This is a genomic window from Halomonas sp. BN3-1 (genome assembly GCF_003056325.1).
In the GTDB taxonomy this organism is placed as follows: domain Bacteria; phylum Pseudomonadota; class Gammaproteobacteria; order Pseudomonadales; family Halomonadaceae; genus Halomonas; species Halomonas litopenaei.
Window position 1 is genome coordinate 202315 of the sequence record NZ_PYVV01000002.1, and the last position, 15748, is coordinate 218062.

Annotated in this window: 12 protein-coding genes; all 12 read left to right on the plus strand. The window is 59.5% G+C overall.

The window, feature by feature from the left end:
• Nucleotides 1-4 precede the first annotated feature (4 nt).
• The 12 genes from tagF (at nucleotide 5) to C9F12_RS04360 (ending at nucleotide 15734) form a co-directional block, all read left to right on the plus strand.
• Nucleotides 5-970 carry a type VI secretion system-associated protein TagF gene (gene tagF / locus C9F12_RS04305; protein WP_108448089.1) on the plus strand — a complete coding sequence of 322 codons (966 nt, stop codon included), beginning with the start codon at nucleotides 5-7 and terminating at the stop codon, nucleotides 968-970.
• On the plus strand, nucleotides 967-3435 hold the full coding sequence (gene tssM, locus C9F12_RS04310) for a type VI secretion system membrane subunit TssM (RefSeq protein WP_240184165.1): 2469 nt from the start codon (nucleotides 967-969) through the stop codon (nucleotides 3433-3435). The genes tagF and tssM overlap by 4 nt, the downstream gene beginning before the upstream one ends.
• A gap of 199 nt (nucleotides 3436-3634) precedes the next feature.
• A complete protein-coding gene (locus C9F12_RS04315) occupies nucleotides 3635-4180 on the plus strand; it encodes a type VI secretion system tube protein Hcp (RefSeq protein ID WP_045991880.1) in 546 nt (181 codons plus the stop codon).
• Nucleotides 4181-4251: 71 nt separating this feature from the next.
• Nucleotides 4252-4518 carry a hypothetical protein gene (locus C9F12_RS04320; RefSeq protein ID WP_108448090.1) on the plus strand — a complete coding sequence of 89 codons (267 nt, stop codon included), beginning with the start codon at nucleotides 4252-4254 and terminating at the stop codon, nucleotides 4516-4518.
• A 24-nt stretch (nucleotides 4519-4542) separates the two neighbouring features.
• Nucleotides 4543-5661 (plus strand): type VI secretion system protein TssA, encoded by a 1119-nt coding sequence (gene tssA / locus C9F12_RS04325; RefSeq protein ID WP_108448091.1) that lies wholly within the window; start codon nucleotides 4543-4545, stop codon nucleotides 5659-5661.
• A complete protein-coding gene (locus tag C9F12_RS04330) occupies nucleotides 5658-6842 on the plus strand; it encodes a hypothetical protein (protein ID WP_162816385.1) in 1185 nt (394 codons plus the stop codon). Before tssA ends, C9F12_RS04330 begins: the two co-directional genes overlap by 4 nt.
• A gap of 11 nt (nucleotides 6843-6853) precedes the next feature.
• Entirely contained in the window at nucleotides 6854-7132 is a 279-nt protein-coding gene (locus tag C9F12_RS04335; protein ID WP_108448093.1) for a PAAR domain-containing protein, read from the plus strand.
• Nucleotides 7133-7202: 70 nt separating this feature from the next.
• Complete coding sequence (gene tssI / locus C9F12_RS04340; protein ID WP_108448094.1) at nucleotides 7203-9866, plus strand: type VI secretion system Vgr family protein; 2664 nt, start codon at nucleotides 7203-7205, stop codon at nucleotides 9864-9866.
• A 3-nt stretch (nucleotides 9867-9869) separates the two neighbouring features.
• Nucleotides 9870-10835, plus strand: coding sequence for a DUF4123 domain-containing protein (locus tag C9F12_RS04345; protein WP_108448095.1), 966 nt, complete (start codon nucleotides 9870-9872; stop codon nucleotides 10833-10835).
• Nucleotides 10832-14209 (plus strand): T6SS effector BTH_I2691 family protein, encoded by a 3378-nt coding sequence (locus C9F12_RS04350; protein WP_162816386.1) that lies wholly within the window; start codon nucleotides 10832-10834, stop codon nucleotides 14207-14209. Before C9F12_RS04345 ends, C9F12_RS04350 begins: the two co-directional genes overlap by 4 nt.
• Entirely contained in the window at nucleotides 14209-15132 is a 924-nt protein-coding gene (locus C9F12_RS04355) for a tetratricopeptide repeat protein (protein ID WP_108448097.1), read from the plus strand. Before C9F12_RS04350 ends, C9F12_RS04355 begins: the two co-directional genes overlap by 1 nt.
• 347 nt (nucleotides 15133-15479) lie before the next feature.
• Nucleotides 15480-15734 (plus strand): hypothetical protein, encoded by a 255-nt coding sequence (locus tag C9F12_RS04360; protein WP_108448098.1) that lies wholly within the window; start codon nucleotides 15480-15482, stop codon nucleotides 15732-15734.
• Nucleotides 15735-15748: the final 14 nt, after the last annotated feature.

Here is a 15748-nt window from a genome sequence, read left to right on the forward strand (position 1 = left end):
AGGCATGATCGGATTCTTCGGCAAGGCACCGAGCAGCGCCGATTTCGTGGCCAGCAACGCCACCCACAAGGACGTGCGCGAACTGGACGAATGGGTCCAGGGCGCGCTGTTCCGCCTGGCCGAGAGCGAGCCGGAGTGGGAGGCCCTGTGCGATGCCATGCCGGCCTGCTTCTTCCACTTCCGGGCGAGCAACGGCTACTGGCTGCTCGGGGGTATCCGCATGTCCGGCGACGCCAGCGGCCGGCGCTACCCGCTGTTGATCTTCCAGCGTCTGGCGGTCGCGCCGGAAGCCGAAGGCAGCGTCGGCGTACACACCCTGAGCGAAGTGTTCTGCAACCAGATCCGTGCGTTGTTGCAGTGCGTTGCCAGCGGCGTCGCCGACGTTCAGGTGTTGCACCAGCACCTCGCCGAATGGCGCGGACTACGCGAGGCCGACCTCAAGCTGCACCAGCGTCTGCTCGAACGTTACCTCCAGGACGTGCGTTACCGCGATCTGTGCGAGGCCCTGTCACCGGCCTTTCCCGAGTTCGCCGGCAACGCCTTCGCCCTGCGCATGCAGGCCCTTCGCGAGGGGATCAAGCACGGCGAGCCACTGCAGGCGGTGATGCCGCTGCCGGCGGAGCGCGCGCTCAAGCGGCCTGCGGCGGATCTGTGGCTGCACTGGCTGGAAGGGAGCCATCAGCGTGACAGCGCCGGCAAGGGCAGGCACCAGGCCAAGGCCAGTCTGCTGGTGGATGACTTCTTGCGTCCAAGACTCTGGCGCTTTGCCACGGCGGATCGCGATGCCCTGCGGATGGTGATGAATCTGGCGCCAAGGCTGTCGCGGCTGGACATGCTGGAACCGATCGAGGCGTTCACTCCTGTCCAGCCTGCCGACAGCGTTCCCGCAGCGACGCTCGACATGAAGACCTTTTTGGCACGCCTTCCCGATGGGAACGGTGCCAGTGAACTGGATGGGACCCCGTTGTGATCAAGCGACTGTCACTGTTACTGCGCAAGTACCGCACCTACGCCATGGCGCTGGCCTTTTTCGCGATGATCTTCGTGATCTGGGGACTGGGCGTGTGGTGGGGGTTCTCCTCTCTGGGCAGCGTGCTGGCTGGCATCCTGTTCTTTCTGGTGGCCTCGGCACTGTATCTGCTGCTGCTCTACCGCGGCGTGGAGCGCCAGGACGAGGTGGAATCCGCGCTGATCCAGAGCGCCGATGACGCCGTGCTGGGCGCCTCGCCAGAGGACCGCGAAGAGGTCAGCCTGTTGCGCGAGCGGTTGCTGGAAGCGCTGGAGCGAATGAAGAAGGGGGACGGTGGCAAGGGGCGCAAGCGCGATCTGCTCTATCGGCTGCCGTGGTATCTGGTCATCGGCCAGCCGGCGGTGGGCAAGAGCACCCTGGTCTACCGCTCCGGTCTCGATTTTCCCTTCGCCGACCGCGAGCACGCGCGGATCGCCGGCGTCGGCGGCACCCGACACTGTGACTGGTTCTTCAGCAGCGAGGCGGTGCTGCTCGACTCGGCCGGACGCTACACCGCCTCTGAAGAGGACGCCTCGCGCTGGCGGGCCTTTCTTGGCCTGCTGCGCCAGCATCGCCCGCGGCGGCCGCTCAATGGCCTGATCGTGGCGGTCAGCATCGACGAGTTGATCGGTCGTCCTGCCCCCGAGCGTGAGTCGCTGGTGCTGAGGCTGCGCGAGCGCCTGCAGGAGACCTACGATCAGCTCGGGACCGTGGTGCCGATCTACCTGGTGTTTACCAAGAGCGACCTGATTCCTGGTTTTCGCCAGTTCCACCGCCAGCTGGCACCAACAGAGCGTGACGAGGTGCTGGGCTGGACCTTTGCCCACCAGGACTTCGAGACGGCTAACTGGGCCGGGCGTTTCGGCGAAGCCCTTGATGGCCTGGTGAAGCGCTGTCGCACCATCGGCGAGCAGCGCCTGGTCGAGGGCGACATGATCCACACCCGTGACGACCCTGCGGCGCTTGAGTTCCCGCTGGAGCTGCGCGCCCTGGCGCCGTTGCTATCCAGCTTTGCCGGGTCCCTGCTCAAGGCCAACCCCTATCAGAGCTCACCGCTGCTCAGAGGCTTCTACTTCACCAGTGCGCTGGCTGATGGTCAGCCCGCCATGGGCGAGCATGCCCGGGCGGTGGAGAGTCGCTTTGGGCTTGCCGCCAGTCGCGGTGTCACGGCTCCCCAGGACGGCAAGAGCCTGTTCGTGACCGGCCTGTTCTCCCAGGTGATCCTGCCTGACCAGCACCTGGTCGGACTCTACAGCGGTCCCAATCGGGAGCGTCGGCGCCAGCTACGCTGGTGCTGGGTGGCGCTGGCGCTGGCGGCGGTGATGGTCAGCGGCTGGGCGCTGTCGTTCTCGCGTAACGCCGACGAACTCGCCGCCATCGACACCAGCCTGGCCGAGGCGCGAGTGGCCGATGGCCAGCACCTCGACGGCTACACCCGCTGGGAAGCGCTGGACGCCCTGCGTGTCGGCGTCGCCCACTACGTCGAACGCGATGGGCAAGGCGCACCCTGGTCACTGGGGATGGGCTTGTACCACGGCGATGACATCTCGCCGGCGCTGCGCAAGGCCTACTTCGACGAGATCGAGCGCAGCATGCTGCGCCCGGTGGCCGACAACCTGGGCCAGGCGCTCTACACCCTGCCGACCATTCCGGTGTATCGCTCGGGGGAATCCGAACGCATCACGGCGATCGACCTGCCCAATGTCGAGCCCAACGCGCGTCCTGCCGACAACAGTCCTCAGGCGCTGGCCGACTTCGGCAATGCGGCCCTCGGCACCTACGTGGAGCTGTCGCGTACCCCAAGGTCCAAGGTCTCCGAGGCGCTGCTGCGCCAGCGCCTGCCGGACTACTGGTACCCAGCGATCAGCGCCCATGACACAGGCGAGCGCGATCCTCGAGATCTCGACTTTGCCAGTCGTCAGATCGCCTTCTATGCACGCCAGATACAGGCACCGGACGTGCCACGCATCGACGACAACTCGTTTCTGATCTCGTCGAGCCGCAACTATATCGACGGCCTGCTGGATCACTCCTTGCGCACGCTGGAGACCATCACCCTGGAGTCGGACACCTTGTTCTCCTTTGGTCGTGCCGACTTTGCCGGTCTGCAGGCGGCGGGGCAGCAGCAGCTCAACCGGATCGCCGAACGCCTGGTCAACACCCCCGGTATCGGGCGCATCACCATCACCGGACACGCCGATCAGATCGGTACTGCGCAGACCAACAAGCGTCTATCGCTCGAGCGCGCCCAGACCGTGCGCACCTACCTGATCGGCAAGGGAGTCACACCCGAGATGGTCGAGGCCGTCGGTGCCGGCAGCGAGCGCCCCCTGGTGCAGTGCGAATCACAACTTGGCCGCAGCGAACGGATTCGTTGTCTGGCCCCCAATCGTCGGGTGGAGATCGCCGTGCGTGCCTCGAGCTGAGCACGCGGGATCTTCCGTTCCGTCGGCAAGACGGCATCGCTTCCCTCACGGGCAATAGAGGGGGTGGGTCGCAAGGGCAGCAACAGAAGCCAGGATGCTTCTGGCGGTAGCGTGCCCGGTCACAGGCCCGTGGAGGCGATCAGCGATCGTCGCCCGCAACGCCTGATTTTCACCATCGCAATCAAAAGGAAGACAACACATGGCATTTGATGCATACCTCAAGGTCGACGGTATCCCCGGTGAAAGCCTGGATTCCAACCACACCGACTGGATCGAACTGCTCAGCTTCGAGTTCGGCGCCAGTCAGTCCACCTCGGCCACCGCCAGTTCCGCCGGTGGTGCCTCAGCCGAGCGCGTCAATCTCAGCGAGTTCGCCATCAAGAAGTTCATCGACAAGGCGTCTCCGAAGCTGTTCGAAGCCTGCTGCCGCGGCCAGCACATCAAGGAAGTGGTGCTGCAGGTGCACCGTGCCGGTGGTGAGCAGGTGCGCTACGCCGAAGTCCGGCTGGAGGAAGTGATCGTCTCCTCCACCGAGATGGAAGGCATGTCGGGCTTCTCTGACACCGGCAGCGGCGGTGGCACGGACTCCGTGCATGACTCCCGTCACGACCTGCCGACCGAGGAGATCAAGTTCAACTACTCGCGAATCAAGGTCACCTACACCCAGCAGAAGCGTCAGGACGGCCAGGGTGGCGGCAACATCGCCGGTGGCTGGGACCGTACCCGCAACCGCGTGTACTCCTGATCAACGCTTGGGAACCCCTGACATCTGCTGGTTGAAGAGACGTCGGGCGGGTTACGGCCATGGGGCAACCCATGGCCGTGCTTCCTGGTCAGCCCCTCGAGCCCGTGGTGTTATCTCCGGGGGCTGACCAGGAAGCCAGGCCAGAAGGCCAAGGAAAGCAAGCCAAGGAAAGCAAGCCAGACCACAAGGCCGGACCAGAACGCCTGAAGTACACCGCAGAACCCGGCTGCCTGGGATCGATCATCGATGACGACACCTCCTGGTGGACGCCGGTGACGGCCACCAGTGACGACTACCAGAATCACAAGCGCCCGGGGCAAGGGATGCCCCCGGTGTGACCTTAGATGCAGGAGACAACGCCCATGGTCGATGAATGGAATCGCGAGGCCCTGCTCGCGCCGATCGGTGAGCAGGGAGTAGGGGAGGACCTGAGCTTTTCGCTGGTGGTCGACGAGATCAAGGAAGCACGGCGAGCCGACCCCAGCTATCTAAGCCAGGGTGACTGGCAGTCGGACCTCAAGCGCGCCGACTGGAATGCGGTGATCGCGCTGTCGTCTCAGGCCCTGGCCGAGCAAAGCAAGGACCTGATGCTGGCCGGCTGGCTGTGCGAAGGACTGGCCCACCGTGACGGCTTTGCAGGCCTGGCCTTTGGGTTGGAGCTGGTGGCGGCCCTGTGCGAGACCTACTGGGGGGTGCTCTATCCCACCCTGGAAGAGGGTGAGGAAGAACGCCTGGGGCGCTTCACCTGGCTGGACGACACCCTGGCGTCGATGGTCGGCAGCATCGCCCTGCTCGATGGTCAGGGCGGGGCTCATAGCAGTGATCACGGCTATGGCCTGGATCGCTATGAAGAGTCACGCCAGGTCGAGAACCTGGCGCGCAATGACCCCACCGTCATGGACGAAGCGCTCAAGGAAGGCAAGATCAATGCCGAGATATTCCAGCGTTCGGTGGTGCTGTCAGACCCCGAACGACTGATCGAGCGCTACCGCCATATCGAAGCCTGCCTGCACGCGCTTTCGGCGCTGGACGACGTGCTGGTCGCCCGGCTCGGAGACCTGGCGCCGAGCTTCAGCCGACTTTCGACGGTACTCAGGGAGTGTCTTGGCTTGATCGAGCGCCTGCTGGGTGACAAGGGCGTTCGTCTCGACGTCGTCGAGGATCCAGCACAAGACGACAGCATCCCGGAAGACTCGCCCACACCGCAGGCCAGCACCCCGGCGCGATCTCAACGTCCAAGCGGCGCGCTTCGCACCACCCCGGAGACCCGCGAAGAAGCCTTTGCCATGCTCGGTGCGGTAGCCCAGTACTTCAAGGCCGCCGAGCCCCACAGCCCGGTACCTTATCTGGTCGAACGAGCGGTGCGCTGGGGGCGGATGCCGCTGGAAGACTGGCTGCGTGACGTGATTCGCGAGGACAACGTCGTCGACAGCATCCGCGAAACCCTGGGCACCCAGACCAGAGACGAGCACAGCTCATGAACCGAGGGGACAGGGATTCAAGCAGGGCGTCGCTGTACGACCGCCTCAGGCCACGGCAATCGACCCTCGAGCAGATGGCCAGGCAGCAGGCAACGCCAGCACCGGAACGGCGCTACGACCCTGACCGGCTGAGGGTGCTCGATGGCGTGGCGCTGACCTCGGCGGGACTGGTGGGGTGGGGGAATATGCCGGACAAGCAGGCTGCCGTCGTGGATACGTCCCTGGCGGCCAGTGAAAGTCTGCTGGTGCATCGAATCGACTGCCAGTTCGGAACGCTCGGCGAGCCCCTGGCCCTTCAGGGTGACAGGGCGCGCCGCCTGTATGAGCTCGCCCGGGCGCTGGTCGGCGAGGCCATGACCCTGCTGGAGCGGCTGCCAACGGAGGCCGGCTTCGAAGTAGTGGTGAGCATGCCGGTCGAGGGGCACACGACAGTGCTGCGAGACATGCTGGACGTCAGCCTGCGCGGGTCACTGGCGTACCCCCGCATGACGGGACTGCGACTGGTGCCAGACCATCAGGACCTCCATGACACCCTCGCGACACCTGCCACCGGGGGGGCTGGGCATGTGCTGTGGCTCAGTATCGATTGTGTCCTTCACGCCCACGGCATCGGCCAGTTGCGCGCCCGACAGCAGCTTGCGACCACGCGCAATCCCCAGGGCATCAAACCTTCAGAAGCCGCAGCCGCCCTAGTGATCCAGCGGATAGCTGAGGACGGATACGGAGGCGGTGACAGCTATCTGCTGAAGCGCGGGATCATGCTTGAGCACACCAGGCGCACGGACCTGACACGACGCCAGCGCCACCAGTCCCTGGCAGAGATCTTGGCCAGGGTCTGGCCTGACGAAGGGGCAACCGCAGGCAACGCTCCTGGCGTCGTGGTCGCCGACAGTCTGGACCTGCCGGGGCGACGTGCCGACCTCGCAGGCGCCTTGCTGACGCTCTGGCCCGAGCTCGATCTCGGCGAAGAATGCCGGTGTATCGACTATCACTTCGGCTGGCCAGGCACGGCGCTGATCGCGCTGCAACTGGTCGTCGCCCTGGTGGGCGATCGCAGTCGCAGCGGAGCGGTGTTGCTGCAATTAAGCGACGACCACAGCAGTCGCGCCCTGGCCCTTCTGCCGGAAAGTCTCGACAGCGCTGCCCAGGCGCGTCTCGAGTCCCACTACACCACCACCTGAGGAGGCTACCCATGTTCGGTTCTGGAGACGGCATCATCGTCCTGGGCGATACCACCAGCCACGGCGGCACCGTGGTCAGCGCCCAGTCCAACTACCTGCTCAACGGCACCCCGGTAGCGGTGGTCGGGGACATGGTGGCCTGCCCGCAGAAGGGCCATGGCGTCTGCCCCATCGTCGAAGGCCACCCCACCATCACCCTCAACGGCAAGAGCGTGGCCTTTCACGGCTGCCACACCGCCTGCGGCGCGAGCCTGATCTCGGCTTGTGGTGGCGTCCACGGACTCGGCTGACAACGCCTCTTTTCGCTCGCCGTCGTCGCCATGGAAGGCCCTTCGGGCATCGCAGCAAAGGACAAAGGCAATGAATGACTCATCGTGGTTGGACAAGATGCTGGCGTCGTTCGACGTCAGCCTGTCGCAGCACCAGCGGCTAGTTACCCTGGCGCTGGAGGGTGTCGAGCTGATCCCCCATCGTCTGGTCGGCGAAGAGCGTGTCTCGCGGCCGTTTCGTTACCGCCTCGACGCCATCTCCCAGTCCGGCAACATCGAGCTCAAATCGCTGATGGCCAGACCCGCGACGCTGTCGATACGTCAGGCCGATGGCCAGTATCGGCAACTCTCGGCGCTGGTGGAGTCCGCTGCGCTGCTGGGCGAGGACGGCGGCGTCTACTACTACCAGTTGAGCCTGGTGCCCTGGCTGACCATGCTCGAGCTTGGCCGCGACAGTCGCATCTTTCAGGATCTGAGCGCCATCGAGGTGATCGAGCGGGTGTTTCAGGGCCATGAGGTGGCCCACGGCGGCTGGCGCTTCGACCTGAGACGCGAGTACCCGGCGCGCAGCTACTGCGTCCAGTACCGGGAAAGCGATTACCACTTCGTCAATCGCCTGATGGAGCAGGAGGGCCTGTTATATTACTTCGAGCACCTGGGCAACCCGGAAAATGACGGTAAGACCGCGAGCGAGAACGCGGCGACTGGCGCTGAGGGTGTCGGTCATCGGCTGGTGATCACCGATGACGTGGCGACCTGCGATGCGGTCGCCCCTCACCAGATTCGCTTCCACCGCCAGGACGCCACCGAGACCGAGGACGCCATTACCCAGTGGGGCGGACGGCGCCAACAGCAACCCAACCGGGTCAGCCTTGGCACCTTCGACTACAAGCAGCCAAGGCTGATCAAGCGAACCTCGCTGGACACCCTGCACCATCAGGGCAACCTGACCGACCAGGAGGTCTACGACAGCCCTGGCGAGTACTACTATCGCGACCACTTTCGCGGCGAACGTCTGACCGCCAACCGGCTCGAAGCGCTGGAATCAAAGGCCAAGCGCTTCTTCGGTGCTGGTGGTGCCCGCCAGCTTCAGGTAGGACGTCACTTCGAGCTGACCCAGCACGAACGCCACCAGCACGGCGACAGCGATGAGCGGACCTTTCTGGTGCTGGGCCTTAGCGTGCACGCCGAGAACGCTCTGCCGGTGTCGGCCCACCTGACCACCCTGCCGGGCAGTCTGCAGCAGGAGCTTGATCATGCCCGCCGGGCCCACGGCCTGGAAGACGAGAGCCTCCACCGCGACGACTATCAGCGTGCCGGCACCGGCCACTACCTGGTCGACTTCGAAGCCCAGCGCTTGAGCCAGCCCTACCGTTCGTCGCTCGATCACCCGCGTCCGGTGGTCGGCGGCCCCCAGACCGCCATCGTGGTCGGCCCCGAAGGTGAAGAGATCCACACCGACCGGCTCAATCGGGTCAAGGTGCAGTTCCACTGGGACAGGCTGGGTCGCCATGACGCCCAATCGAGCTGCTGGCTCAGGGTCGCCCAGCCCAACGCCAGCGCCGGCTGGGGTGGTGTGTTCGTGCCGCGCATCGGCCAGGAGGTGATCGTCGACTTCCTGGAGGGTGACCCGGATCGCCCGCTGGTTACCGGGCGGGTCTACAACGGTGACCAGCGTCCCGAATGGCACTCCAACGGCCTGCTGTCGGGCTTCAAGTCCAAGACCTACCGGGGCGGCAAGTACAACGAACTGGTGTTTGACGATGCCACCGATCAGGAGCGGGTGCGCCTCAACTCCGAGCACGCCAAGAGCCAACTGAACCTGGGCTACCTGATCCACCAGCAGGGCAACACCAGGGGCGCCTTTCGTGGCACCGGCTTCGAGCTGCGCACCGACGCCTACGGCGCGGTACGCGCCAACGCCGGCCTGCTGCTGACCAGTTGGGGGCAGCTCGGTGCCAGCGGCGAACAGCTCGCGCTGTCCCCGGTCTACCGTGAACTCGACAGCGCCTGGCAGCTTGCCGATACCCTCAGCCAGAGCGCCGCAGAACACGACGCCGAAGCGCTGGAGGTGCGCGGCGACATCAAGCGGGCCAGCGAAGACGCCAAGGCCACCTACGGTGAGTCCAGCGGTGCAGCGTCTGGCCAGGACGTTGACCAGTCCGCCGACCAGTCCACCGCCAAAGGCGCAAGCCTGGCAGGGCGGGGCGAGGCCGGGCGGCTCGAGAGCCCCTGGTTGCACCTGGCCTCACCCGCCGGCATTGCCATGAGCACCCCGCAGTCGACCCATTTCGCCCAGGACAAGTCGCTGACGGTGACCAGCGGCGAGGACATCAACCTGGCCGCCGGCAAGAGCCTGGTCGCTACCATGGGCCAGAAGCTCTCGCTGTTCGTGCAGCGTGCCGGGATCAAGCTGTTCGCCGCCCAGGGCAAGGTCGAGGTGCAGGCCCAGAGTGACGCGATGGCCCTGACCGCCGAGAAGACCCTGAGCGTGACCTCCACCGAGGACAGCGTGGAAGTCAGCGCCGCCAAGGAGATCCTGCTCACCTGCGCCGGCGCATACGTGCGGCTCAAGGACGGCAATATCGAAGTGCACGCCCCGGGCAAGATCGACATCAAGGGTGCCCAGCACAACTTTGCAGGCCCCGCGAGTCTGAGTACAGAGCTTACCGACCTGCCTGAATTCACCGACGTCATCTGCGAGCGCACCAACGAAAAAGGTGCCGCGGGCGGTGATGGCATCGTGGAGGGCTAGCTCATGCACGACAACCACCTTCCCGGCGATATGCCTCTTCAACAAGCGGCAGCCCATCGTCTGACTCCTGGTACCCGGGCGATGATCGAGGCGATTCAGGCGCTGGGTGCCCAGGGCGGCGGATGCCTGTATCGGCTGGTGGACCCCGATGGCAGCCCCGGCAGGGGACTCGGAGACAGCGCCAGGCGCGATTGCGGTCAGATCAAGCACCCCTTCGTCGCCCAGAAGCCCGAACAGCGGCTTTACCTACAACCTGTCGGACTTGCGGGGCAGGCGCTGACCGACGGGCTTGCCGCCGAGCTTGAAGCGGAAGTCGCGCAGGAAATCGAACGTACGCCCGACTCGCACCTCGACCCGGTGCCCTTCTGTGCCTGGGTCTACAGCCGCGCTTCGCTTGCGCACATCGTCAACCACCTGTACCAGCAGCGCGTCATCCGCAGTACAGGTCCCAAGCCTGCGCTGTTTCGCTACCAGGACCCCCGCGTCTTCGAGCGTCTGTTGGAGATTCTCTTGCCCCAGCAGCTCAACCACCTGCTTGGCCCGATTGACGCCTGGTGGTTCCTCGACCACCAGCGACAGTTGCAAGGCGTGCAGATGCCCCCGCTCTCCACGCCGTTGCCTCGTACCTCCCTGGCCCCTCACCAATGGCAGGCGGTCAAGCGCATTGGGCAGGTCAATGCCTGCCTGGAAGGATGGCGTCGCCTCAAGCGCGCCGACAAGCGCCACGTCACCCCAGCCGAGATGGACGAACTGCTGGTCAAGGCCGAAGCCCATGGCCTGAAAGACGCCAAGGATCAGCGCCTGTTTGTTACCCATGGCCTGCTGACCCCCGGCTTTTACCGCCACCCCGCGATTCAGCGCCTGCTGCCCAGTGGCGGAGAGACCGAACCCTTCACCCTGGCGATCAGACGAATCAGCGACCCGGACTGGGACAGCATCAAACACGATTTGGAGCACCGACTAACATGAGCAATGGACTGTCAAACGTCGTCGATGACCTGGGAGAGCAGGACCGGGAGCGCGAGTGCGAAGGCCGCACTGGGCGATGCCCGCAGTGCGAACGCGAGGGGTTTCCGATCCTGCCCGTGCGCTATGCGGTGTGCAAGAACATTGAAAGCAATGAAGATATTCCAGAGCTACCTTCAGATAGAGTAGGACATTTTACCAAGATAAACCTGCGCGAAACTCTGGAGGATGGTCAACCAAGGAATAAACGTGTTTATAGCAGAATATTACACCATGAGCATAGTCATCCAAGGGCTCAGGTGAGCAAGTATATTCTACGCCAGCTTCGGCCCGGGTATTTCTATGTTTTCGATCAGCAAAATCATCCCTACTACTGGTACGCCTATGTCGTTAGCGAAGAAGGCATGTTCCACCAATATAGCGTCAGAGACACGCCACCCACCACGCAAAATGCCTCGTTTTCCTGTCTAAACGCTCCTGAGGATGAAAGACGCCGTAAGGCACTGAGCGCGTCCATCGTGACCTTGCCCAGGGTCGAGAAAGGCGATGTCTTCTACTACGCCTACACTGAGCACCCTTGGTCCCGCGACCACCTGTCGATGATTGAAGGCGATTCTCAGTGGCGCGAGGATCACATGCAAAAATTTACGATCACAGGGAAGTCCAGCGAGAAAAAAGAAGAAGATGTAAACACTGAGTTAGTTAATGGTGAAACTAAGAATACATTTTCTATAGATGAATTGGAGATGGTCGCCGAATTCTGCGATAGCGCACCAGATCGTAGAGATTTTTTCTGGCCGCCAGGAAGTGAGAGACAGCTCTTCAGTCGCGAAGAAATGAAAGAGAATATGCGCGACCGACTGTCCGAATACGCGTCCTGGCTGCAAGGGCAAGAGCTTATTATTGCGGTCAATGATGAAGTGGGAATCATTGACGAGCTGAACTCCTATCGTCTCGAACCTTTGGCAGAGCTAAAAGAGTTTGTAGATGTTGGCGACAATAAGCGCATGTTAGGGATTATGCAGGCGCTGGATGCTTTTAGAGAAAATTTTATAAACGGACAGAGAAAGGCATTGGAGGAGAAGTACGGAGAACAAGGTCGTAGTAATCGTGAGAAAGACCTCAGACGAGACCTTGACGAAATGAAGTCCCACCTGACTAAACCTCTTGTCGAAGAGAATAGGCGATATATAGAGGGCGTAATAGAAACGCTGGAAGCGCAAATAGAGGAAGAAGTCCAGAAGCGACGAAATAAGCTAGAAGAAGAGGCTGAATATATAGGTGACTTGGTGGAGGAGCGTGAAGATCAATTGGAAGATTTTTATGATGGAAATAAAGAGGCAGTAGATGAATTTAGGGGAAGATACAATAAAAAATTAGAAATAGCTGAGTATATGACGCAGTACTACGATGCGGACTATGCTTTCTGGGTGCGCGATCATCTTCAGGATGCGTTGGACCGGTACAGTCAAAGTGATTATATTGCGGGATTGGAGGCATCCGGCGTAATGGTGTCCCTTCTAGCCGGGGGGATTCTATCTCCTTCCTCTTTTAGTGCCTGGAAGGCATTGGCCGAAAAAATGTCATCTGCAGAGTCAGTTCTAACAAGATCGCTGTTTGCCAATCATGGTGAGCTGGTCGAGGCGGCGCTAAACGATGCTTCCCTTCCTGATTCCGATGATTATTTATCAGTTGTTAGGCTAGCAGTTTGGCAGCAGCGATTTAATGCAGTGTGGGAAGATTATGACTCCTCTATGAAGAGCGAACTCGAAAAGCAGTGGCAGACGACAATCCCCTATTTGATCACCACGATAGGAAACGCAATTTCTGCCATCAGTATGCAATCGCAAGAGAGTGATACCGTACCCATCATGATGTTTGCACGGGTGGCGCAGATCCTTTATTGTTCCGACCCGGCGGTGAAACGCGGTGAACTACCGCCTCTTGAAATGCTGCGTGTAGAGGCCAATGTCGAAACCTACCGTCGGTGGCTATTGCATGTTGCAAAAGACAATGACGAAAGAAGGCAACCACGGCCTCGGTCTCCAGTAGTTGATGATGCGATTCAGTTCCCAGGCGGTGAGGGAGGAAATATCGCAGTCGTTCCCGCGGAAGACAGCGGAGCTTATAGTCTATCGTTCAGGTTGCCGATGGTGAACGGTGATGCGGCAAATATTGATGGATTTGATCGGGAAGATTTTGAAAAATTGGAAGACGATAATACCTGGGGGAATGTAGGGTTATCGAAATCACTGGTGAACCTGGGCACCATGCAGATGGTGTCGAGCTGCGTGTTGTCCGAGAATATGGGTAAGTCGATTGTATCCGTCATTTCGATTGTCGAGGCTGTCAAAACTATTTTAGAGAAGGGGCCATTTTCGTCCGGTGACAAAGAAAGCACTGATGACGCAATGTTGTTCGCGGCTATTGGTTCCTTGGTCAAATCCAGCGTAGAACTAAAGAACAGTATTCAGGCAATTCGGACTTTCTTCGATACCGGAGAAATTGCTACTGCTGCAACCGGGTTCTGGAGAATACGGCCAGAGAAGTTGACGTTACTAAATGTCATAGGTGCTGGTGGTGATGTGCTGGCAATATACGATGGGTTCAACAAGATGTCGGAGGCTGGTCGGGCCAGCAAGTCGGGGCTATCGGATGAGATGGTTGCGGCACGCCATGTCCAAGGCGGATTGTCAATTTTGAGTGGCAGCCTTGGGCTGATGACCCTGTTCATCGCAGGTGGTCCCCTCACTGTTGCAGCACTTCTAGTAAGTATCACTGTTCTCGTTCTCGCCTGGATATTTGTTGAACTGGTAGTAAAAGCGGTCTATATGTGGGTAGACCTTAGCTTGATCGGGAACCATAAAGGGCAGATCGAACCGTTCCGCAGTGCTGAAGAAGAGTTGGCCTCGCTTGATCTGGTGTTCAAGGGGCTGACTGTGGATATTCAGTGGGAAAACGTCATCATTTATGAGAGAAGTGATGGGGAGTTGGTTGTCGAAAAGCCAGTTGTAGATGGTTACATGGGGGCGAATATTACAAATGGGAAAAGATTTTTTATAAATTCCACCATTCCCGATTTAAGAGAAATGAGAGTTGAATTTGATCTTTTTAGTGGTGGGCTGATCAGTGCTCCGGCAAGATTGCTATTAGCTAGTTATGAGAAGTTTGCTGACAAAGATACATTGGAAAGAGAAGGAACGTCTCTAACGGAGGGGGATAGTGTTTTCAATAAAGAAGAAGGGATTTATTCAATAAGTGATATTTATTCTTATTTTGATTCTGACATGATCTCTAACCAAGTAAATTTACGTATTAGGTTTGTCAATGGTGACTCAAGCGCATCAAGCTCCGCACTTTTTGTAGTGAGGTGGTAATGAAAAAAAATAGAGTTTTTTTGGTTTTTTTTGTTTTTTTAACTCTGAGCGCCTGCGATAAACAGGATGTGAGTGGTGAGGAAGAGAGATTTGTCTCGATGGAGGGAGATTCTGTAATTTATAATAAAAATGGTGATGCATTCTTTTTGACCAAGTACTATAGAAATAACGATATTGACTGTTTTGGTTCTCCTAGAGATGTGGACAAACAGTTCTGTGTGTATCTTGTAGGGCGGTCTTACCTTGAAAATATACCAGGAGTAGATGTAGAAGTTAATCCTTCTCTTGCGCGGCGCAAGTTAATAGATGCCTGGCGGTTAGGAGTGGTAGATGCAGGTTTTTATCTTTACGAAGCGTATCTGCATGGTGATAGTGGAATAATAAGTTTAGAGCTGGCGGGCGATTACTTGAAGGCCTCCGCAAATCTTGGGTTTTTAAGATCTGAGCAAAAATTGGGTTTTCTATATAGTGGGTATAGTCCGAAGGGGGTCGTGAATGAAGAATTTTCCAAGGCTGTTTTTTGGTTTACAAGAGCTGCCGAGAAGGGGGATAAAGTTTCCGCAGTTTCTTTGGCATGGATTTACTATGAAGGTTTAGGAGTCGAGCAAAGCGATGACATGACTTTTAAATGGCTCTTGGAAGCTGAAAGTTTACCTTACGGAAACGAATTTGAAGGTTTCTCTGGGCTTGCTAAAGCCTATGAAGAAGGTATAGGTACGGAAGTTGATCTTGTGCAGGCTTACAAGTACTATGATCTTCTCTCTCCAGGACGGTCTCAAGAAAGGGCCCGTATCGAAGCACAAATGACCTCCGAGCAGATCCGTGAGGCCATCCGTCTTTCCCGGCAGTGGCAGGAAGAACACAATATCTTTGTTCCCAGCTACTACGGCCTGGAGTATCAGGAGGATGGGTCCTTTCAGTGATGCACTGCCCTACAGCAGCATTTAGAATTCTAAATTAGCAGGCCCTCTGCCACGTCGGCATTGAGGGCCTGCTTTTTTGAGGCCGCAATAAAATAGCTCCGTTACCATCACCGATGCTTTGGCAACCTACTCTCCGGCTGTCCTCGAATCGGGTTTTGGAGGATTTGGTCGGAGAAGTTGACGTCGCTGAACGTCATTGATGCTGGTAGTAATATTCTAGCGATATACGATGTTTCCACAATATGTCGGAGGCTGGTCGGGCCAGCAAGGCGGGGCTATCGGATGAGAGGGTTGCCGCACGCCATGTCCAAGGCGGATTGTCTATTTTGAGTGGCAGCCTAGGATTGATGAGCCTATTCATTGCAGGTGGCCCGCTTGCCATCGCAGCGCTTTTGGTAAGTATCGCTGTTCTCATTCTTGCCTGGATGTTTGTTGAACTGGTAGCAAAAGCGGTCTATATGTGGGTAGACCTTAGCTTGATCGGGAACCATAAGGGACAGATTGAACCGTTCCGCAGCGCTGAAGAAGAGTTGGCCTCGCTTGATCTGGTGTTCAAGGGGCTGACTGTGGATATTCAGTGGGAAGAGGTTGAGATTAGATAGGGGCTTTTTGGTGG